The 19,358-nt window shown below is 53.7% G+C and carries 17 protein-coding genes; 7 read left to right on the top strand and 10 right to left on the bottom strand.

The features are described from left to right. The first annotated feature begins 12 nt into the window (after window positions 1-12). Together HUF18_RS15860 and HUF18_RS15855 are read left to right on the top strand one after the other, a co-directional pair. A complete protein-coding gene (locus HUF18_RS15860) occupies window positions 13-975 on the top strand; it encodes a fumarylacetoacetate hydrolase family protein (RefSeq protein WP_225692863.1) in 963 nt (320 codons plus the stop codon). Further along, entirely contained in the window at window positions 975-2,939 is a 1,965-nt protein-coding gene (locus tag HUF18_RS15855; protein WP_225692862.1) for an acyl-CoA synthetase, read from the top strand. Before HUF18_RS15860 ends, HUF18_RS15855 begins: the two co-directional genes overlap by 1 nt. Before the next feature lie 28 nt (window positions 2,940-2,967). Here the strand turns inward: HUF18_RS15855 and HUF18_RS15850 are convergent, their stop codons facing one another. The 4 genes from HUF18_RS15850 to HUF18_RS15835 form a co-directional block, all read right to left on the bottom strand. Then, complete coding sequence (locus HUF18_RS15850) at window positions 2,968-3,858, bottom strand: methylated-DNA--[protein]-cysteine S-methyltransferase (RefSeq protein ID WP_225692861.1); 891 nt, start codon at window positions 3,856-3,858, stop codon at window positions 2,968-2,970. Between the two features lie 109 nt (window positions 3,859-3,967). Continuing rightward, the gene (locus tag HUF18_RS15845) at window positions 3,968-4,699 is read right to left on the bottom strand and encodes a transglutaminase-like domain-containing protein (protein ID WP_225692860.1); all 732 of its coding nucleotides are present in this window, start codon (window positions 4,697-4,699) and stop codon (window positions 3,968-3,970) included. A 92-nt stretch (window positions 4,700-4,791) separates the two neighbouring features. Then, complete coding sequence (locus tag HUF18_RS15840) at window positions 4,792-5,493, bottom strand: helix-turn-helix domain-containing protein (RefSeq protein WP_225692859.1); 702 nt, start codon at window positions 5,491-5,493, stop codon at window positions 4,792-4,794. A gap of 29 nt (window positions 5,494-5,522) precedes the next feature. Beyond that, a complete protein-coding gene (locus tag HUF18_RS15835) occupies window positions 5,523-5,936 on the bottom strand; it encodes an NUDIX hydrolase (protein WP_225692858.1) in 414 nt (137 codons plus the stop codon). Between the two features lie 191 nt (window positions 5,937-6,127). On the opposite strand from HUF18_RS15835, the gene HUF18_RS15830 reads away from it, so the two are divergent. Together HUF18_RS15830 and HUF18_RS15825 are read left to right on the top strand one after the other, a co-directional pair. Continuing rightward, window positions 6,128-8,413 (top strand): TonB-dependent receptor, encoded by a 2,286-nt coding sequence (locus HUF18_RS15830; RefSeq protein WP_225692857.1) that lies wholly within the window; start codon window positions 6,128-6,130, stop codon window positions 8,411-8,413. A gap of 2 nt (window positions 8,414-8,415) precedes the next feature. After that, window positions 8,416-9,810 carry a PepSY-associated TM helix domain-containing protein gene (locus HUF18_RS15825; protein ID WP_225692856.1) on the top strand — a complete coding sequence of 465 codons (1,395 nt, stop codon included), beginning with the start codon at window positions 8,416-8,418 and terminating at the stop codon, window positions 9,808-9,810. Between the two features lie 39 nt (window positions 9,811-9,849). Here the strand turns inward: HUF18_RS15825 and HUF18_RS15820 are convergent, their stop codons facing one another. Both HUF18_RS15820 and HUF18_RS15815 read right to left on the bottom strand, forming a co-directional pair. Beyond that, complete coding sequence (locus HUF18_RS15820) at window positions 9,850-10,818, bottom strand: patatin-like phospholipase family protein (protein WP_225692855.1); 969 nt, start codon at window positions 10,816-10,818, stop codon at window positions 9,850-9,852. Further along, entirely contained in the window at window positions 10,815-12,368 is a 1,554-nt protein-coding gene (locus tag HUF18_RS15815; RefSeq protein WP_225692854.1) for a flavin-containing monooxygenase, read from the bottom strand. The genes HUF18_RS15820 and HUF18_RS15815 overlap by 4 nt, the downstream gene beginning before the upstream one ends. A gap of 408 nt (window positions 12,369-12,776) precedes the next feature. On the opposite strand from HUF18_RS15815, the gene HUF18_RS15810 reads away from it, so the two are divergent. From HUF18_RS15810 to HUF18_RS15800, 3 genes are all read left to right on the top strand, one after another. Then, window positions 12,777-13,607 (top strand): MBL fold metallo-hydrolase, encoded by an 831-nt coding sequence (locus HUF18_RS15810; RefSeq protein WP_145466650.1) that lies wholly within the window; start codon window positions 12,777-12,779, stop codon window positions 13,605-13,607. 135 nt (window positions 13,608-13,742) lie between these two features. Next, a complete protein-coding gene (locus HUF18_RS15805) occupies window positions 13,743-14,807 on the top strand; it encodes a YjgN family protein (RefSeq protein ID WP_225692853.1) in 1,065 nt (354 codons plus the stop codon). Between the two features lie 31 nt (window positions 14,808-14,838). Then, entirely contained in the window at window positions 14,839-15,921 is a 1,083-nt protein-coding gene (locus HUF18_RS15800) for a M48 family metallopeptidase (RefSeq protein WP_225692852.1), read from the top strand. 80 nt (window positions 15,922-16,001) lie between these two features. Here HUF18_RS15800 and HUF18_RS15795 read toward each other — a convergent pair whose 3' ends face one another. The 4 genes from HUF18_RS15795 to HUF18_RS15780 all read right to left on the bottom strand — a co-directional run bounded on the left by HUF18_RS15795 (window position 16,002) and on the right by HUF18_RS15780 (window position 19,357). After that, complete coding sequence (locus HUF18_RS15795; protein WP_145466653.1) at window positions 16,002-16,430, bottom strand: hotdog fold thioesterase; 429 nt, start codon at window positions 16,428-16,430, stop codon at window positions 16,002-16,004. 108 nt (window positions 16,431-16,538) lie between these two features. Then, entirely contained in the window at window positions 16,539-17,342 is an 804-nt protein-coding gene (locus HUF18_RS15790) for a heme ABC transporter ATP-binding protein (protein ID WP_225692851.1), read from the bottom strand. A 30-nt stretch (window positions 17,343-17,372) separates the two neighbouring features. Next, the gene (locus HUF18_RS15785; RefSeq protein ID WP_225692850.1) at window positions 17,373-18,443 is read right to left on the bottom strand and encodes a FecCD family ABC transporter permease; all 1,071 of its coding nucleotides are present in this window, start codon (window positions 18,441-18,443) and stop codon (window positions 17,373-17,375) included. A gap of 20 nt (window positions 18,444-18,463) precedes the next feature. Further along, window positions 18,464-19,357, bottom strand: a complete 894-nt coding sequence (locus HUF18_RS15780; protein ID WP_225692849.1) for a heme/hemin ABC transporter substrate-binding protein — start codon at window positions 19,355-19,357, stop codon at window positions 18,464-18,466. Window position 19,358: the final 1 nt, after the last annotated feature.

Genomic DNA, 19,358 nt, shown 5'->3' with positions numbered 1-19,358 from the left:
AGGAGCCCTATTATGCCTTTAGCAATTGTCCGATTCCGTCATAACAACCAGATTCGCTGGGGCCTCAGCGCCGATAATCTTATTCATCCGCTGCCCCTGCCCTGCACCACCACCGCCGGGCTGATTGCGCTGGGTTATCAGGCTGTCGCCGATGCCTGCAATAACGCCGGCGAAGCTCTGGCAGACAACAGTGTTGAGTTGCTGTCCCCTATTACCGGGGACGCCAAGGTGCTGTGCCAGGGAGCTAATTATCGCCAGCATATGCTCGATTCCGGTGTCGATCCGGACGCCAAAGCCTTCAATATGTTTTTCACCAAATCGTCTGCGTCGATTACAGCCCCCAGCGGAGAAATTATCCGCCCGCCCCATGTGCAACTACTGGATTATGAAGTTGAGCTGACACTGGTACTGGCCCGGGAAACCCGCCAGAGCGTGCAGGTAACCACCGATAATCTGCACGAATATATTGCCGGCATCTGCATTGGTAATGATGTGTCTGCACGCGATGTTCAGATTCCGCAAATGCAGTTTCATAAAGGCAAAAGCTACCGTACGTTTTGTCCGCTCGGACCGGTTTTATGCCTGCTGAACCGGCAGGAAATGAAATACCTGAACGACCTGCAGCTGACTCTCAGCGTTAACGGTAAAGTCCGTCAGCACGACAACAGCGGCAACATGGTATTCCGTCCGGCAGAAACACTGACCGAGTATTCTCAGATCACCGATTTTAATCCGGGCGATGTCATTATGACCGGCACGCCCAGCGGCTGCGCTCTGGCTTTGCCTTCTGCCTTTCTGGTGCGGCTGGCAGCTCTTCTCCCGGAGCAGAAAAAGTGGGAGCTGTTTATGAAAAAGCAACGTGCAAGACCACAGTATCTGCAGGATGGCGACTTGGTCGAAGCCGTTATCCGCAGCACTGACGGCGTAATCGATCTTGGCCGGCAGCAGCACCGGGTTGTGCGGGGAGCCGCCTGATGGAAGGAATTGCAAATTACCGCGATGTACTGGCAGCAGAAGCCATGGCACCTGCGCCATTGCCCACCAGCACTTATCAGCTGCTGCATGATGCCGCCGTAAAATATGCCAGCCAACCGGCACTGTCTTTTTTTCTGCAGACCGACGGCCACCATAAACCGGAAGTGTTCACTTACCAGCAGCTGCTGGAACAGGTGCACCGTACGGCCAATATGTTCCACCATCTCGGAGCCGATAAAGATACGGTCATTGCTTACATACTGCCTAACCTGCCGGAAACGCATTTTGTTATCTGGGGCGGACAGGCCAGCGGAATCGTAGCCGCCATTAACCCGCTGCTCGAAGCGGAGGCGATGGCCGAACTGCTTAATGCTGCCAACGCCAGCATTCTGGTAACCCTGGCCCCTTTTCCGGGAACCGATCTGTGGCCAAAAGTGCGGCAAATACTGCCGCAATTGTCCACACTTAAGCATTTGCTGCTGATCAATATGGCTGACCATATAAGCGGCCTTAAAGGTCTCGCTGCCCGCCTGCTGCAAAAAAAAGAAGCGCGTTCACAATCCGGCTGGCGCAGTCTGCGGCACGGCTTACCGGCCACGCTTCAGCTGCATGATTTCAGGCGTTTATGCCAGACCCAGGACGCCACAGAACTGCTCAGCAAGCGTCGTTTTAATGGTGACGATTATTCTTCTTTTTTCTGTACCGGTGGCACCACCGGCCTGCCGAAAATTGCTATGCGCCGTCATCGCAATGAAGTGGCCAATGTGCATTCGGTTGCACAGTTTATGGGAGCCAATATCGGTCCCGGAAAAAATGTGTTCTGCGGCTTACCGCTGTTTCATGTCAATGCGGTGCTGATTACCGGGCTGTTGCCATTCTCGCGCGGCGCCCATGTGATTCTCGGCACCCCGCAAGGTTACCGTGGCGACGGTGTGGTGAAGCGCTTCTGGGAAATCGTCGCAACACACCGGATTCATTTTTTCAGCGGTGTACCAACCCTGTATGCCAACCTGCTTGATGTACCCATCGGCAATCATGATATCCGCTCGCTGGAGTATGGACTTTGTGGTGCCGCCCCTCTGCCGGTAGAAGTATTCCGCCGTTTCCAGCAATGCACCGGACTGAAAATTCTCGAGGGTTACGGACTGACAGAAGGCACCTGCGTCAGCAGCGTTAATCCGCCTGCAGGTGAACGCCGTCTGGGATCTGTTGGCCTGCGGGTACCCGGACAACAGATGAAAGCCGTTGCCGTAGATGAGCAAGGTGCTTACCTGCGCGATTGTTCTCCAGGGGAAAGCGGTGTGCTGGTTATTTCCGGAGCCAATGTTTTTGCCGGCTACCGTATCGACAGCCAGAACAAAGATTTGTGGCTCGACTGCCACGACACACATCGCTGGATGAATACCGGCGATCTTGGGTATCAGGATAACGATGGGTATTTCTGGCTCACCGGACGCCGGAAAGAATTGATTATCCGTGGTGGTCATAATATCGACCCGGCCATGATCGAAGAGCCTTTACACCGTCACCCCGCTGTTCAGCTGGTTGCCGCCGTCGGCCGTCCGGATGCTCATGCCGGTGAACTGCCTGTCGCCTATGTACAGCTGAAACCGGGCGCGCGGGTCAGTACGGCTGAATTACAGCATTTTGCTGCCACGCATATTTCTGAACGGGCCGCGCAGCCGAAATATATCCGTCTGACCGACGCCATCCCCCTCACCCCGGTCGGCAAAATTTTTAAACCCGCCCTGAAAAAACTCGAAATTCACTCAGCATTAATCGAAGCTCTGGAGCAGGCCGGCATCGCCTGTGCGCAATTACTGGTGGAAGACACCAAACAAAAAGGTATGCAGCTGCTGATTTATCTTGAGCAGGACAGTGACCCACAACGCCGGGCCGCAGAAAAAATACTCGGTCGTTTTCCGTTTGTATTTTCTTTTGCCCGGCAAGAAGCAACCGCCTGATACGGCGGGTCTGACACGGCGGCGGCGGCTACTCCTCAGCCGCCAGCCGCAGCCGTTCCCAGCTCTGCATAACCTGCTTGCGCAGCGGCCCCCAGCGATAACCGCCCAGCGCCCCGCTCTGCTGAATCACCCGGTGACAGGGAATCATAAAAGCCACTGGGTTGGCGCCAACCGCATTACCAATCGCCCGTGCCGCCGTTGGCTGACCCAGCTGCGCCGCCAGCTGGCCATAGCTGAGCGCATGGCCGGCAGGAATGGTTAATAACGCGCGCCAGACCGCCAGCTGAAAATTGGTGCCGCGCACATGCAGCGACAACGGCGCGCCAGTGTCACTGCGCTTGCGGGCAAACAGCGTGGCGACCAGCTGTTGTGCTGCGGCGTTATCTTCGTGCCAGTCGGCCGCCGGCCATTCAGCCTGTAACGCGGCCAGTTCTTCGGCGGCACTGAGTTCCTGATGCTGTTGCTGATGTTGCTGCTGTGAATCTGGTTCATCCGCTCCTGTTGCAATAAAAGCAGCACGGCATAAGCCACGGGGTGTTTGCGCAATAAACATCGGGCCAAAGGGCGTGTCTGCCACGCCGTAACGGATGGTCAGCCCGGCGCCGGCGCGCTGATATTCACCCGGCGTTACCGCTTCCAGCTGAACAAAATGATCGTGCAGCCGGCTGCTGCCGCTTAAGCCCAGCTCATCGGCCGCCTCCAGCAACGGCAATTGCTGACGCAGCAGGAATTTACCGCGCTCCAGTGTTAATACCTGCAGAAAACGTTTGGGGCTGGTACCCGCCCACTGACTGAACAGACGCTGAAAATGAAAAGGGCTGAGATTAACCGCCGCGGCGATATCCTCCAGCGCTGGCTGCTCGCGCGCATGCTGCGTAATAAAACGGATAGCCGTTGCGATTCGTTGATAGTCAGACATAAGCAGCTCCGCGCCGGTTAGGTATTAGGGCCTGTTAACACTAAGTGAAACAGGTCCAATTCACTTCATCATAAAAATCCGGGCCACGAACACAACCCGGATCTTGCGCTTAACGGATACCGGCGCGGCGGATTTTTCTGACATTGATATTCATCAGATGACGCAGCAGATAACGGTACAGAATACGTTTTAGCCCACGCAGGTTAGTACCCATCGCCGCGTAAAATTCATCCGGCGTGTTGTAAACACCGTAGTCGTCGGCAATACCTTCCTTCTGAATATAGGTATTGCCGCCCTGCCAGTCGTTCTGTGGTTTTTGCAGACAAGGCGTGGCAATGCCATAACCACTGAAGGCTTCACACTCGCTGGCAAAGGCTTTCTGCACCTGCTGCAAATACGGCTGGTCGATAATATAACCCTCTATTTCCAGCCAGCGGCCATCGTAATAGATTTCGACCCAGCTGTGCAGAATACGCGCGGGTGCACAAGCGAACATCCACAGCGGAATTGCGCCCTTCTGCAGCTCGTTATAAATGGTAAAACCGTGAAAACGGGCAGGAATGCCCAGCGCCCGCAACAGCGCCATCAGCAGCGTGCCTTTGGTGTTGCACTGGCCGTAACCATCACGCAACACCTTACTCGCGCTGAGGCTGTCATCGGCGTTGTAGCCAAAGCGGATATCGTCGCGCACAAAACGATAAACCTCTGCAATCTGCTGGCGGGTATCCAGCTGGCGCCAGCCCCGTTGCTGAATCAGCTGCTGAATGGCCGGATGCCGGTAATCCAGCATGCGGGTTGTGGCCAGATAGCTATCTGCTGTGTTTGTTGTGTTGTCAGCCATGGTGTACCTCCTGTTTTTTACCAGACTAGCGCCGGTACAGGCTGATAACTTGAATAAACTGGCTGACTTGCTCGTGTGATTTATGGTGGTGATTAATTGCGGGCCAGCTGCACTGCCTCACGCACCGATAACCCAAAATGACGACGGAAAGTCCGGCTCAGATGAGCACTGTCGGCAAAGCCCGCATCCTGCGCTGCAGTGGTCGCACTCTTCCCCTGATGTAACGCCTGCACCGCACAGAGCAGGCGGCGCCATAACAGATAGGGCCGCCAGGGCATGTGCATCTGCTCACGGAACAGATGCAGAAAACGGCTCTCCGACAACGCCAGTCCGGCGGCAATATCCCGCGCACGCCATTGCGAAGGTTTGATGCAGCCGCCGTTAAAACACTGATCCAGTTGCTGCTGCAGTCGCAGCAGGCGGCTGTCGGTTATTTGCAGATTAAATGCCTGTTTATCCAGCCCCAGCAAATGGCTTAACGCCGCCAGTAACTCTGTGCTGTCAGCCGCAGATGCCGGGCCAGGCATGGATACCGACAGCTGGCCGTTCATCTGTTGCAAAGCATGTTTACCGGCAACAGACAGAGGCTCCAGCAAAATAATCCAGCACTGTTCAGCAGCCAGATCGTGCTCCGCTTGCGGTGCAATCAGCAATGGGCCAGTGCCTTTTTCAGCGTTCAGTTGCCAGTGCCCCTGCGCGCCGGGCCACACCAGTTGCAGAGCCGCATGCTGGTGCTTATCGGCGAGTATATGCGGGCTGTAAAAGGCCAGAATGCCGGGTTTAATAATCAGCACAGGAATTTTTTACCGCGTTGATTAAATAATTAAGCGCCATATAAACGCAGCGCTTCGGCGATGGCGGTATGATCAGGCGTAATATCCAGCGCCCCCAGCTCCGACAAGGGTTGCCAGAATACGGCTTCTGCCTCGTGGGCCTGAATATCCCCGTGCCATTCGGTAATTAAATAATAATGCAGCAGCTGCAGTTCATCGGTGGGGTGCAACAGCGAACAGACATAACGGGCATTCAGCGGCCGGATGCCTAGCTCTTCATCCAGTTCGCGCAGCAAAGTGTCGTGCTGATGTTCGCCCTCTTCCATATGCCCGCCCGGCACCATCACCAGACCCGGATCGATTTCTTTATCGTCGCGGCGTTTTTCCAGCAATACACAATCATCGCGCAGCAGAATAAAAGACACACAGGGCGCAAAGGGCTGAGGAGTAATAGCAGCGGACATGGCGATATCCTGAAGATTAAATGGTGCATTGTTATAACCAGCCTGCGCTCCGGGTACAAGCTCCGCATCACAAGCCGGACAGAGCGCATGTCCGTTTTATCGGGGCAAGATCAGGTGCGACAAGTCGCCGCAGGGGAAGGCCGGGAACTTTCTGCTATCGTCGCGCAAATTTTCAGATATGGAATGCTGTAATGGCTCAGCCGACGTCAATCGCTCCTGCCCGCCTGCTGGCAACCACACCCCTGCCCTTGTTATTCCCCCTGTTATTACCCCTGCTGTTCGCAGGCAAGAATGTATCTGCCGCTGATGCCGAGCTGGAACCGCAGGTCAGCCGTGCCAGTGGTATGCCACAAAATGTCAGCACCCCGCTGCGGGAAATAACCCGCGAGCAATTACAGAGCATCAACTTTATTAATACCGAAGATGCCGTACGTGACCAGCCCGGTATTATCGTACGTAAACGTTACATCGGTGATCCGAATGCCACCCTCGGCATGCGCGGCAGCAATATGTTCCAGACCACCCGTTCGCTGGTTTTTGCTGATGGTATGCCACTGCATTATCACCTGCAGACACGCTACAGCGGTGCACCGCGCTGGTCGGTTGTTGCACCGGCCGAAATCCAGCAGGTGGATATTCTGTACGGCCCTTTTGCAGCGGAATATTCCGGCAACGCCATGGGCGGGGTTGTTAATATTCAGACCCGTCTGCCCGACGAGCGGGAAATCAGCATTGAAGGCAGCAGCTTTGTACAGGACTACGACCGCATCGGCCGTAAACAACAATTATCCGGCCAGCGTTTATACACCAGCTGGGGCGAGCGTTTTGGTAACCTGCAGTTACTGGCTGGTTTTCAGCGTTTGCAAAATGATGGTCAGCCGCAAAGCTTTTATTACAGCGCCGAAAAACCAACCGCCGGCAGCGCAGCCAGTGGCGGAATTCAGGGGCGGGACAGTAAGGGCAACCCGGTGCTGTATTACGGTGATGCCGGTATCGCCGATACCCTAACTGATTTATATAAAATCCGCGCACGCTACAATCTGCCCGACGGCGAAGTCCGCGCCAGCCTGGTATATGAGCAACGGCAGAATAATAATACCGATGCCCGCAGCCTGATACGTGACGCCGGCGGCAATACCGTTTACAGCGGCAATATCAGTCAGGATGGTCATAACTACAGCCTCAGTGGCAGCAGTTTCCGCCACAGCCGGCAAGACCGCCATTCGCTGCTCAGTGCGCTGGGCGTGACTCTGCCAATAGCGGGCAGCTGGTATTGGCAGGCGGATATCAGCCAGTTTGATATTTTAAAAGACGAGCAGATACGCTCGGCCAGAAACCCTGCTGATCCTGCCTGGGATGGCAGTGGTGATATTCAGAATTTCCGCGATACCGGCTGGCAAACGGCGGATATTAAAAGCGGCACACAGAGACTGTTTGGCCGCCGCGATATGAACCTGTTGCTCGGTTATCACTATGGAGATTATCAGCTTGAGCTGGAAAAAGGCGCTTACGATTATGCCGCCGGACAAAGTGCCGGACAGACACCGTTATCGGGAGGTGAAACCCGGATACAGGCAATGTTTGCCGACTATGGCTGGCAATTTACCAATACACTGGATCTGACACTGGGCCTGCGCCATGAGCGCTGGCAGGGGCTGAACGGCTTTAAAGGCAATGATGTAAATCCGGACCGCAACGAAAGCGCCGTTTCACCCAAATTTTCCCTTGGCTGGCAACTGGCTCCGCTGTGGCACAGCCGTTATTCCCTTGCCCGCGCGGTACGTTTTCCTATCGTTGAAGAGCTGTACGAAAATGCCAGCAACGACGATGTACAACAAATTGCCAATGCCAGTCTGAAGCCCGAAACCGGTATCCACCATAACCTCAATATTCAGTTCGATGATGGCCGGCAAAGCCTGCAGATTAATCTGTTTTACGAAAAAATCCGCGACACTATTTTTAACCAGAGCGGCATTTATGCCGATGCTTTCGGTAATCCGCTGACCATCAGTTCGTTTCTGAATATCGACCGCGTATCAACCCGCGGAGCCGATATCAGCCTGCAGCGCCGCGCGCTGTTTATGCCGCAGCTCGATGTGCGTTTTAATGCCACCGCCCTGCGTTCCCGTATTGATAAAAACGACGGCGTGGCTGACAGCGAAGGCAAAGATATGCCACGTATTCCGCGCTGGAGTCAGAATCTGACTCTGACCTGGCATCAGAGTACAGCACTGGATTTCAGCACCAGTGTGCGCCATATAAGCGACAGCTATAACGAACTGGATAACAGCGACCACGAGCAGCGCGTATTCGGTGCGATTGATGCCTACACCTTTATCGATGCCAAAATGCGTTACCAGTTTAACCGCCATGCTCAGCTGTCGGTTGGTGCCGATAATATTACTGACCGGGTAGCCTACGTTCATCACCCTTATCCGTCACGCACACTGTATCTGGAGGGCGGTTACCGCTTCTGATAATGAACCATAATCTCTACCGGAAAATCTGGCGCTGGCATTTTTATGCCGGATTATTTGTACTGCCCTTTATGCTCATTCTGGCCCTGAGCGGGATTGCCATGTTGCTGCAACCACAGCTGGAAAAATGGCAGTTTGGCAATTATTTAACCGTTAGCCCCAGCGCTCAGCAGCTATCTGCCGACGACCAATACCAGGCCGTAAAAACAGCCTTTCCGGACGCAGCGATTGAACAGTACCTGCCGGCCAGAACACCGCACAGCAGTGCACGTTTTCATATCCGTGAAGGTAACAGCAACCGTATTGTTTTTGTTGATCCTTACCGGGCCAGCATTATTGGCAGTATGGCGTTAGCGGATACCTGGTATGCCATTGCCGATGATGTTCATGGCACCCTGCTGGCCGGATGGTTTGGTGATGCTTTGCTCGAAGCCTCTGCAGGCCTGTGTATTTTTTTATTAATATCCGGGCTCTACCTGCACTGGCCACGCAGCCGTAAAAGTTCTTTATGGCATATTCCGCTACAACTGAATAATAAACGCTCACGCTGGCGCCAGCTGCATGGCGCGCTGGGATTATGGCTGAGTCTGCTACTGGTATTTTTTGCCTTAAGCGGCCTGGCCTGGAGCGGCGTATGGGGGCAAAAAATCGTACAACCCTGGGGCAGTTTTCCCGCAGAAAAATCGGCCCAATTCTGGCAGCCGGAGAAAAATTCAGCAGTTAATCCTCATGCAGGGCACCACAGCGCCATGGCGGATACCGCGACGTTAAACAGTGGAAATCTGAATGAAATATCCTGGAGTGCTGAGCAATTGCCGATCCCGATAGCAGAACCTGCCACCGCGCATCCGCTTACAGCGCAACAGATTATAAATATCGGCAAACAGCTTCTGCCCGGTTATTTCCGCATCAGCTTTCCGCGTGGTGAACAAGGCGTATATACCCTGATTGCCTCAACCGGCAGCGGTGATATTACCGATCCGATGCAGGACAGAACGGTGCATATTAACCCAGCGGATGGTCGGGTGTTAGCCGATATTGGCTGGGATAATTACAACCTGCTGGCAAAAAGCATGGCCGCCGGAATTGCCCTGCATAAAGGTCAGGCAGGGCTGTGGAATCTGTGGCTCAACATTATCGCCTGCCTGTTATTAATGTTGCTGGCACTGGCTGGTCTGGTGTTGTGGTGGAAGCGCCGTTCGCCAAATAAAGGCAGCCTGTTACGCCCGCCGGCTGCGGATAAAACATTAAACCCGTTATGGCTGTTGCTGCTGATCAGCTTTGCGCTACTGTTCCCGTTAAGCGGTCTGACATTGCTGGGCTTTGCCTTACTGGACTTTGCGCTGCCAGACAAATTAACAGGCAACTTAACGACGGCAACACAGCTGAACAGCTAAACATCTGATCCTGACTCAGGCACAGACTCAGACCCGGGCTCAGGCCATAGCGATGGCCTGAGCTACCGTTGCCGGTGTGGTTAATAACGCGGTATCAAACACGCCCTGCCGCCGTGCCGGATCAAGCAGATTCCAGCCAAAGGCGTGCAGGTCATCTTCGTTCGGTTCAATGCGGATAACCCGTTTACCGGCGGCGCGCAGCATGGCTTCTTCACGGTCTACTATGCGTGTCATCCCCCGCCGGGCATAACGTTCAACGGCATTAAAAAGACTGCCGGCTTTACCAGGCCAGCGTGATGCCATCGGTGCGATAATAATGACTTCATCGACGTCTTCGTTAACCAGTAAATCCGCCGACGCCGGTGACATAATGCCGCCATCCAGGTAGGTATTCCCCTGAATATTCACCGGCGGACAACAACCCGGCACCGCATAGGATGCACACACCGCACGCGATAATGGCACCTGAGTAAAATCATCGGCCTGACTGCCAATGGCACGGCGCTCGGCAGTTTTTGCATCCACTGCCATCAGCCAGAGTTTTTTCTGTGTTTGCTGTCCGGTCTGTAGTGCTTGTGGCCAGAGGTCACCAGCCGATGCCGACTGAATAAGACGCACAAAGCCCGACATATCGGTACGGCCGCGGGGCAAAATGCCGCAGAGTCCGGTTAATAAACTGACTTCACGGTTTAAGGCTTTTTTAAATAACGCCGGGCCGCTGAATTTCCATTGTGGCCAGGGTGGTAATTTACCGCCGGAGTCGGTTGCATGATTCCAGTAACAGCCATGCTGTGGCTCATTATTTTGCGCGGCGACTAAGCGCTCCAGACTGACACCACTGGCAAGCAGTGCAGCCAGCACTGCGCCAACCGAAGTGCCCACCAGAATATCGGCATCGGCCGGATTCCAGTTCAGCTGCTTGCTCACCGCCTGCAAAGCAGCAATGCTCCAGGCACCACCGGCAACGGCACCACAACCCAACACCAGCGCCCGTTTTGGCTGACTCATACGCTGGCCTCCGTGGCTTTTTTCCGCCGTGCTGTTGTTTTTTTCGTACTGTTGGCTGTTATGTTCTGAGCCGCCCAGTCGACCTTAGCCAGACCAACATAAGACGCCATATCAAAGCGGCTTAACAGCTGGCGCATACGGTAAGTACTCCAGGGAAAACCGATACTGTTTTTACCATTCTGATCGAGGTAATAACTGGAGCAGCCACCGGTATTCCAGACCGTTCCCTGCAGTTCCTGCTGCACCCGTTGGTTATAACCCTGCTGCACCTCAGCTTTTACTTCCAGCGTCTGCAGCTGATTTCGCTGCATGGTTTTTATTGCGCCCATAATGTAATTAATCTGCGCTTCGATCACGATAAAGGCGGAGTTATGACCAATCGCCAGATTAGGACCAAGAATTAAAAAGAAATTCGGAAAATTATGAATACAGGTGCCACGGTAAGCCTCCGGACTGCCCTGCCAGACATCATCCAGCGATCGGCCATCGCGACCGTGCACATGGCGGGCAATAGGCACATCGGACACATGAAAACCGGTGCCGAGAATAATCACATCCACTTCGGCTTCGCTGCCATCCTGGCCAACCACAGTATTGCCACGGATTTCTTTAACACCGGTGGCCAGCACCTCAACATTGCTTTGTGCCACCGCCGGATAATAATCATTCGACAGCAATACACGCTTACAGCCCATGGTGTAATCCGGGGTTAATTTGCGGCGTAATTCCGGATCTTTAATCTTGCGGTTAATGTGCGCGGTGGCGATTTTTTGCATCCACTTTAATAACAGCGGTTTGCGGAAACCGACGCCAAAGGCCTCAAAGCCAGTGTAAATGAGTTTACGCCAGCTGTTCAGAGTTAACGGCAAACGGAAAAATGCACGCTCAACGGCCGGAATACGGTGATCGGGTTTGGGCAGAATCCACTGTGGCGTGCGCTGGAAAATACTCAACTTGCCAACTCTGGGCTGTATTTCCGGCACAAACTGAATGGCCGAGGCACCGGTACCGATCACCGCCACCCGCTTGCCGTTTAAATCACAGTCGTGATTCCAGCGCGAAGAATGGAACACCTCACCGTTAAATTCCTTAAGGCCCGGCAGCTTCGGCATAATGGGCTCATGCAGATAGCCTACCGCCGAAATGATTTTGTTGGCCGTCAGCTCGGTTTTAACATCGCCCTCTGCGGTTTTAATTAACCACTGCTGTGACTCTTCCTGCCAGAAACTGTCTTCCACTGCGATGCCATAACGGATGAAAGGTGTGATACCAAAACGCTCTGCTGTGCTGCGCACATAACTGAGAATTTCCGCCTGCGGTGCAAAGGCACGGCTCCAGTCCGGCTTTTGCGCAAACGAATAGGAATACAGCGCCGAGGGTACATCGCAGGCACAACCCGGATAGGTATTGTCGCGCCAGCAACCACCCAGATCCGGGTATTTTTCCAGAATCAGAAAATCGCTGAAGCCCTGCTCCAGCAGTTTAATCGCAGCGCCAATACCACTGACGCCGGCACCGATGATGATGGTATCCCAGTGTGTTTTTTTCATTGTTATTGTTCCTGGCTCAAAGCTGATTACCCATTCCGGTTTAGTGCAGACTACCCAAAGCGGAATAGCTCGTCAATTTTGATAGAGACGCCCAGGCCGTCAGGCAACAGCAGCCATACTTCGCGCCAGAGCCGCGCCGTCTCTGGTCTGGCGGATAATGGCCGCCTGCCTGCGGGTGGATTTGTGTCAGCTCCTTTGTTCTTTGCCACGGTATATTGTCCGCAAAGCACAGGTGCCCACCGTAAAACCCAGCCCTGCTTTGCGCTCCTACCCCTGTTTAATAGCTCCGCTGCGGCAGAAACTGGCATTTTTGCCATAAAGACTGCGCCATAAGGCTATTAACCCCGGTCTGTTTTAAATCCATACTGCCACTTCAAAAATAATAACGACGCCAGGGCAACTCTGACCATGCCGATCCGCAAAGAATACCGTTACGACAATGGTGAGCATTCCGTTACCGGCACCCGTGTCGGTCGTTTTAATCTGGGGATTAATACCACCTTTATTGTCTATCGTATTGGCGACACGCTGATTGATACCGGCCCGTCCAACCAGTGGCGTGAAGTAAAGCAGGTACTGGAGCGCAGCCAGCAACACACACCGCTGCGCCAGCTGTTAATTACCCATCACCATGAAGATCACAGCGGTAACGCCCGCCGTATCAGTCAGCTGACCGGTGTTCTGCCTTATGCACCGGTTCAGGGGCAGGAAAAACTGGCGCGCGGTTATCGCACCCCGTTGTTGCAAAAAGTCATCTGGGGCAGCCCCCGGCCGGTAGCGACCCAGGCTTTGCATAACAACCTGACGCTGAGCGATGGCAGCCCGGTTATTCCTGTGCATACTCCCGGCCACGCCAAAGATTTAACCTGCCTGTTTATGCCAGCGCAGAAATATTTATTCAGCGGCGATATGTATATTTCCAAATCACTGAAATATCTGCGCAGCGATGAGCATCTGGGCGATCTGATTCACAGTCTGGATAAACTGCTGGCGCTGGATTTCAGCGTCTTATTCTGTCCACACCGTGGCATTGTTGAAGATGGCAAAGCCGCACTGCAGGAAAAACGCGACAACCTTTACCGGCTGTGTGAGCAGGCGCAGCAATTGCAGCAACAGGGGCTGAAAGAAGAGGATATTGTTGTCCGCATACTGGGGCCGGAAGATTTTCTGGCCAAAGCATCGCGTTACAACATCTCTAAAAGTAATCTTATCCGGCAGGCGCTGATCTATCCGCTGTAATCGCTCCATATAACAAATCATTGTGATCTGTTACAAAAAATCCTTACCCATATACCCTTTCGGCGGCTGACAGGATTGCAGCCCGCCGTTGATTTCGTTATAAATTGCGGCCCAATCAAACAAGGACGTATCCGGATGAATCCATCTGTTTCTTCTGCCAACAGCAATGCTGGCGAAACCCGCACCCTGCCGGTTATTTTTTCCGGTAAAAAAGGTGAATACCTGAAACTCTGGCTGGTGAATATGCTGCTCAGCATTCTCACTCTGGGCATTTACAGTGCCTGGGCCAAAGTCCGCAATACCCAATACCTGTATGGTCACACTCAGGTTGAAGGTCATCGTTTACAGTATCTGGCTACTCCACTGCAGATTCTGCGCGGCCGTATTATTGCGGTAATTCTTTTTGGTTTATATGTGATTGTTTCCAGCCTGCATCCGGTTGCCAACCTGGTATTAATGCTGCTGTTACTGATTGCATTGCCATGGCTGCTGATTCAGGGGCTGCGTTTTACCCTGCGCATGACCGCCTACCGTAATGTGCGTTTTTCTTTTGATGCCAACTACGGCGGCGTATTACTGCACTTTATTCTGCTGCCTGTTCTCGGCGCTCTGACCTTTGGTCTGGCTATGCCGTGGGTAATTCAGCGTCTGCAAAAATATATTCATGACTCCATCAGCTTTGGCGGTCATAACTTCAGCCTGAATTCTTCGGCCGGTTACTACTACAAAGCCGTTCTGGTCTGCATTGGTCTGTCTGTTCTGTATTTTATTGCTCTGGCCCTTCTGGGGGGTGGCGTATTTGCCGCTCTGGCTGCTGAAAACCCTGCGGCACTGGGCGGCTTGGTCATTATCGCAATCAGCTATTTCATGTTTGGTTATGTAATTGGTGCGGTGTATCAGAGCATGATCCGCAACCATGTAATGAACAACCTGAGCATTGATGGCGTGGTGTCTTTTAATTCCAGTGTGGAAGTGAAGCCTTATATCTGGCTGATGCTGTCTAACTCACTGCTGCTGATCTTTACTCTGGGTCTGGCCTATCCGGTAACCCAGATCCGTAAAAACAAGTTTCTGGCGGATGCCACACTGGTTAATCTGCAACCAGCCGCAGATCATCTGGTAAATACGGTTGATGATAAATACTCCGCCTTTGGCGAAGAAGCCGCCGGTCTGTTTGACGCGGATCTGTCACTGACCTGATTAATCAGTAAACCCAAAGGGAGAAGCCCGCATGGCAACCGATAGCTCACCCATTGCGGGCACCTTCCAGCTGGCCGGTCGTGCAGAAGCACACCCGGCCATTGCCCGTATTAATGATAATGGCAGCGTACAGATTATCGCCGCCAATGATCAGCGCCCACTGCATTACAGTAACGCTCAGGATATGCAGTATGGCGATATTATTCCTGGCCTGCCGGCCGAATTAATCTTTGCCGACGGCGCCCGTTTTATTCCCACCGATGCATCCTATCGCTGGCCGGGTTTATCCGGTGCCAAACGTTTACCGGCCTGGCTTGAAACCCACTGGGTAGCCGTACTGGCCGCAGTTATTCTGGTTCCGGGTTTTATCTGGCTGATGGTACACAAGGTGATTCCTTCTGCCGCCAGTGCCAGCGTGCAGTATTTACCCGAATTTGTTGCCACCGAACTGGGTGAACAAACCCTGGACCTGCTTGACCGGTTTTATATGGAACCCACTCAGGTCAGCAACGAACAACAGGAAAAGATCACCGCCGACTGGCATGCCATTCTGCAGCGACTGGAACTGCCAGAGGATAAATTCCGCTTATATTTCCGTGCCAGCAATATCGGCGCCAATGCCTTTGCCCTGCCCGACGGCAGCGTGATTCTGACCGACGGAATTGTTGAGCTGATGCAGGATCACCCGGAGCAGCTCAATGCGGTTCTGCTGCACGAGATTGGTCATGTTGAACATAAGCACAGCTTGAAAACACTGGCGCAGGCCACGGCGACCACCATGATGTTTGCCATGATGTTCGGCGATATCGACGGTGCCGGAGAAATGATTATTGGTGCCGGCACCAGCCTGCTGCAAAGCGCATTTTCGCGCGATATGGAACGTGAAGCCGATGCTTATGCCTACACCCAGTTGCATAAAATCGGCCATTCGCCGGTGGATTTTGCCAACGCCATGCGCGCACTGATGAAATCTCACGGTGCCAGCGATGAACAACTGCAGGGCAATGGGAACGGTGAAGACAATGGTAAGGAATTACTGGAATATCTGAGCTCACACCCGGATACATTAGAGCGGATTAAAGCTGCTGAAGAATGGCAGCCAGACACAAAATAATGCTCTGATTGCGGTGAAGAAAAAAGCGATACCGGTAAACAGGTATCGCTCTTTCGCAGTTTACTGCGCTCTCTTGCTGCTTATTGCGCGGCAATGACGGCCATGGTCAGACGTGAAATACAGCTCAGCTTGCCTTCGGCGTTATTAATACGGATTTCCCAGACCTGAGAGCTGCGGCCTTTGTGTACCAGTCTGGCGATACCGGTTAATTCACCGGAGCGCACGCCACGCAGATGGTTGGCATTAATTTCCTGCCCCACCGCATATTCCTTACTGTTATCCAGACACAGGTTGGCCGCCATGCTGCCCAGAGTTTCGGCAAATAATACGTTGGCGCCACCGTGTACCAGCCCAACCGGCTGAAAGGTGCGCTCATCGGCAGGCATAGTACCGGCAACATAATCATCACCCACTTCGGTAATAACAATGCCCAGATTACTACAGGCGGTATTTTCCATCTGGCGGTTCATATCCGCGATGTCGGGGGTGGCAAACCAGATACTGCTCATCAAAACCTCTGCTTCTGTGTGTTTGTTGTATTTCTGCAGATAAGTTTTTTATCAGAAAGCCCGGGGCCATGCACCCCGACTTTAGCGGCTATTGAAGAACAATCTGTATCAGGCCTGCATCCAGCCCAGATTTTGCTGCGCATAACGCTGCGCCAGCGGCATATCCAGCGCATAAGCTTCGGCCAGTAACTGCGCATCCGCCAGCAACTCCACCGCGCCGCAGGCGAGCACTTCGCCGTGGCGTAAGATCAGCACCCGGTCAGCCCAGCAGGCCGCCAGGCTGATGTCGTGCATCACCGCCAGTACGGCCACGCCCTGCCCGGCAAATTCACCAACACGCTGCATAATGCTGTGCTGATGGGCCGGGTCGAGGGCCGAGGTGCATTCGTCGAGCAATAAATAACGCGGCAGTTCGCGGCCATCGCTGTTTTTCTCCGCTTGCCAGATCTGCGCCAGTACCCGTGCCAGCTGCACCCGTTGCTGTTCACCGCCGGATAACCCGGAATAATTGCGCCGGCGCAGATGCCAGACATCAGCACACTGCATGGCCGCCCGCTGCAGCGCGGTGCTGTGCAGTTCGTCACCGTGGGGAGCGCGCCCCAGAGCCACGACCTGATCAACACGGAACGGAAATGCCAGCTCCACTTTTTGTGGCATCACCGCCATCTGCCGCGCACGTTCAGCGTCGTTCCAGAATTTAAGCGATAAATGATCCAGAATAATATCGCCCTGATAATTGCTGAATTCACCACACATGCACTTCAGCAGCGTCGATTTACCGGCCCCGTTAGCACCCAGTACCGCCAGTTTTTCTCCATAACCCAGATGCAGATTAATATCGTTCAGAAGTGTTTTTGATGATCGGTCTGCAGCGCTTCCCAGATTCACACTCAGGTGTTTAACATTCAGCATTATCTGCTCCTGTTGCTGACAGCTCCCCGTTCAGCCACGGTTGTGTTTTACCTGCTGCAACAGCAGGCTTAAAAATACCGGTCCGCCAATCACCGCCATAACCAGCCCTACAGGTAAATCAGCCGGTGCCAGCCAGGTACGGGCAATCATATCGGCAATCAATAACAACGAAGCGCCCAATAACACAGAGGCCGGTAATAACGCACGGTGATCCGGCCCGATTAACAGACGCAATAAATGCGGCACCACCAGACCGATAAAACCAATCATGCCGGCCACTGCGACACCGGCACCAACCATTAACGCGGCTGCCGCAATTAACCAAAGCTTGGCCTGTTGCACGCGATAACCAAGATGGGTTGCTACCGCTTCGCCCAGTAATAATGCATTTAATAACCGCGCAAAACGCGGCAGAAAACATAAAGGCAAAATAATACAGACACTGAGGGCCGCAATTTCCGGCCAGCGACCGTGAGCCAGACTACCCATTGACCAGAACGTCATAGAACGCAATGCCTGATCGTCGGCCATGTAGGTAAGAATGCCGGTTAATGCTCCGGTTAATACGTTAATGGCCACGCCTGCCAATAGCAGCGTTGCTACCTGCGTCTGACCATTACGGGTACCTAAACGGTAAATCACCAGAGTAACTGCCAGACCGCCGAGAAATGCAGCAATCGGTAAGGCCAGAGGCCCCATAACCACGACCCAGAACGCCAGCAGAGAGTCTTTTAAAACAATAACGGCAACCGCCGCCAGTGCCGCGCCACTGGCAACACCGATTAATCCGGGGTCGGCCAGCGGATTACGGAAAACTCCCTGAGTAACCGCTCCGGCCGCCGCCAGACCCGCACCGATAAGCACCGCCAGAAGAGTGCGCGGCAGGCGTAATTCACGCACCACCCAGTCGCTCTGCCCCTGAATGTCGGCAAAGGTGACGGCATTCCATAACGACTGCAGCACCTGGGCATTGGTTAATTCTACCGGGCCGGTGCGCAGCGATAATAAAATCAGCAAAACCAGTAACCCGGCGGCGGTAAAAATTAACAGCGCCTGACGCAACGCCGCAGACTGCAACAGGGCCAGGCGTGGCCCTTGCAAACGTATTGCCGCACCGGGCATCAGGGTTGCTCCGCAGAAGACAGCGTCTGTATTTCAGGCGGATAAAGCAGCGTCACTAATTGCTCTAAAGCGCTACCAATACGCGGCCCAAAACCCAGAACCAATGAAGTATCCAGGGTATGAATACGTTGCTGACGGAAGGCCGGCGTCATCGCCAGTTGTGTATTTAATGCCGCACTCTGCGCCTGCGATGTATCCGCCGCGGCTTCTGTGTTGGCAATAAGTACAACCTCTGGTCCGGCCTGCAATACCGCTTCAGCGCTGACGGGTTTATAGCCGTTGTAAGCCATAACGTTGCGCGCATTTAACAGTGCCAGCATGGCATCGGCCTGGGTTTTACTGCCTGCCGCCATTAACCCGCGATTACCGGCACCGAGAATAAATAACGCAGCAGGCGCTGCTGCATCTGCAGGAATACTGGCCAGCGCCGCATCGGCCTGCTGTTTAATACTGCCCGCCAGTGCGCGTCCTGCGTCCGGTTTATTAAGTGCGTCAGCCACAGCCTGTATTTTATTCAGCACACCGTCGACGGAGTAATGATTACGGACACGTACAATCTTCACACCCGCCTGCTGCAGTTGTTCAAACACGCTGTCAGGTCCGGCATCGGTGCTGGCTAATACCAGTGTTGGCGACAGCGCCAGAATGCCTTCCGCCGATAACTGCCGCATATATCCCACATCCGGCAGTTCTGTTGCCGCCTGAGGGTAACGACTGGTGGTATCAACCGCAACCAAAGCATCCTGCGCATTCAGCGCGTAAATAATTTCCGTCAGCGAGCCATCAATACTGACCACCCGCTCGGCAGAAAGCACAGCGGAACTGAACAAGGCAAACGAGAACAGTCCTGCTGAAAATACCGCTATCCTGCGGAGTTGAATAAAATAACGCATA

It is taken from the genome of Thalassolituus sp. ST750PaO-4, assembly GCF_020320405.1.
Lineage (GTDB): Bacteria > Pseudomonadota > Gammaproteobacteria > Pseudomonadales > Oceanobacteraceae > Venatoribacter > Venatoribacter alkanivorans.
Note: the sequence above shows the minus strand (reverse complement) of the source record. Positions and strands in the feature narration are given on the sequence as shown.

What these genes read in the sequence shown, in the direction of transcription:
- HUF18_RS15860 (WP_225692863.1), top strand. Translation starts at nt 13, where the DNA reads ATGCCTTTAGCAATTGTCCGATTCCGTCATAACAACCAGATTCGCTGG.
- HUF18_RS15855 (WP_225692862.1), top strand. Translation starts at nt 975, where the DNA reads ATGGAAGGAATTGCAAATTACCGCGATGTACTGGCAGCAGAAGCCATG.
- HUF18_RS15850 (WP_225692861.1), bottom strand. Translation starts at nt 3,858, where the DNA reads ATGTCTGACTATCAACGAATCGCAACGGCTATCCGTTTTATTACGCAG.
- HUF18_RS15845 (WP_225692860.1), bottom strand. Translation starts at nt 4,699, where the DNA reads ATGGCTGACAACACAACAAACACAGCAGATAGCTATCTGGCCACAACC.
- HUF18_RS15835 (WP_225692858.1), bottom strand. Translation starts at nt 5,936, where the DNA reads ATGTCCGCTGCTATTACTCCTCAGCCCTTTGCGCCCTGTGTGTCTTTT.
- HUF18_RS15830 (WP_225692857.1), top strand. Translation starts at nt 6,128, where the DNA reads ATGGCTCAGCCGACGTCAATCGCTCCTGCCCGCCTGCTGGCAACCACA.
- HUF18_RS15825 (WP_225692856.1), top strand. Translation starts at nt 8,416, where the DNA reads ATGAACCATAATCTCTACCGGAAAATCTGGCGCTGGCATTTTTATGCC.
- HUF18_RS15820 (WP_225692855.1), bottom strand. Translation starts at nt 10,818, where the DNA reads ATGAGTCAGCCAAAACGGGCGCTGGTGTTGGGTTGTGGTGCCGTTGCC.
- HUF18_RS15815 (WP_225692854.1), bottom strand. Translation starts at nt 12,368, where the DNA reads ATGAAAAAAACACACTGGGATACCATCATCATCGGTGCCGGCGTCAGT.
- HUF18_RS15810 (WP_145466650.1), top strand. Translation starts at nt 12,777, where the DNA reads ATGCCGATCCGCAAAGAATACCGTTACGACAATGGTGAGCATTCCGTT.
- HUF18_RS15805 (WP_225692853.1), top strand. Translation starts at nt 13,743, where the DNA reads ATGAATCCATCTGTTTCTTCTGCCAACAGCAATGCTGGCGAAACCCGC.
- HUF18_RS15800 (WP_225692852.1), top strand. Translation starts at nt 14,839, where the DNA reads ATGGCAACCGATAGCTCACCCATTGCGGGCACCTTCCAGCTGGCCGGT.
- HUF18_RS15795 (WP_145466653.1), bottom strand. Translation starts at nt 16,430, where the DNA reads ATGAGCAGTATCTGGTTTGCCACCCCCGACATCGCGGATATGAACCGC.
- HUF18_RS15790 (WP_225692851.1), bottom strand. Translation starts at nt 17,342, where the DNA reads ATGCTGAATGTTAAACACCTGAGTGTGAATCTGGGAAGCGCTGCAGAC.
- HUF18_RS15780 (WP_225692849.1), bottom strand. Translation starts at nt 19,357, where the DNA reads ATGCGTTATTTTATTCAACTCCGCAGGATAGCGGTATTTTCAGCAGGA.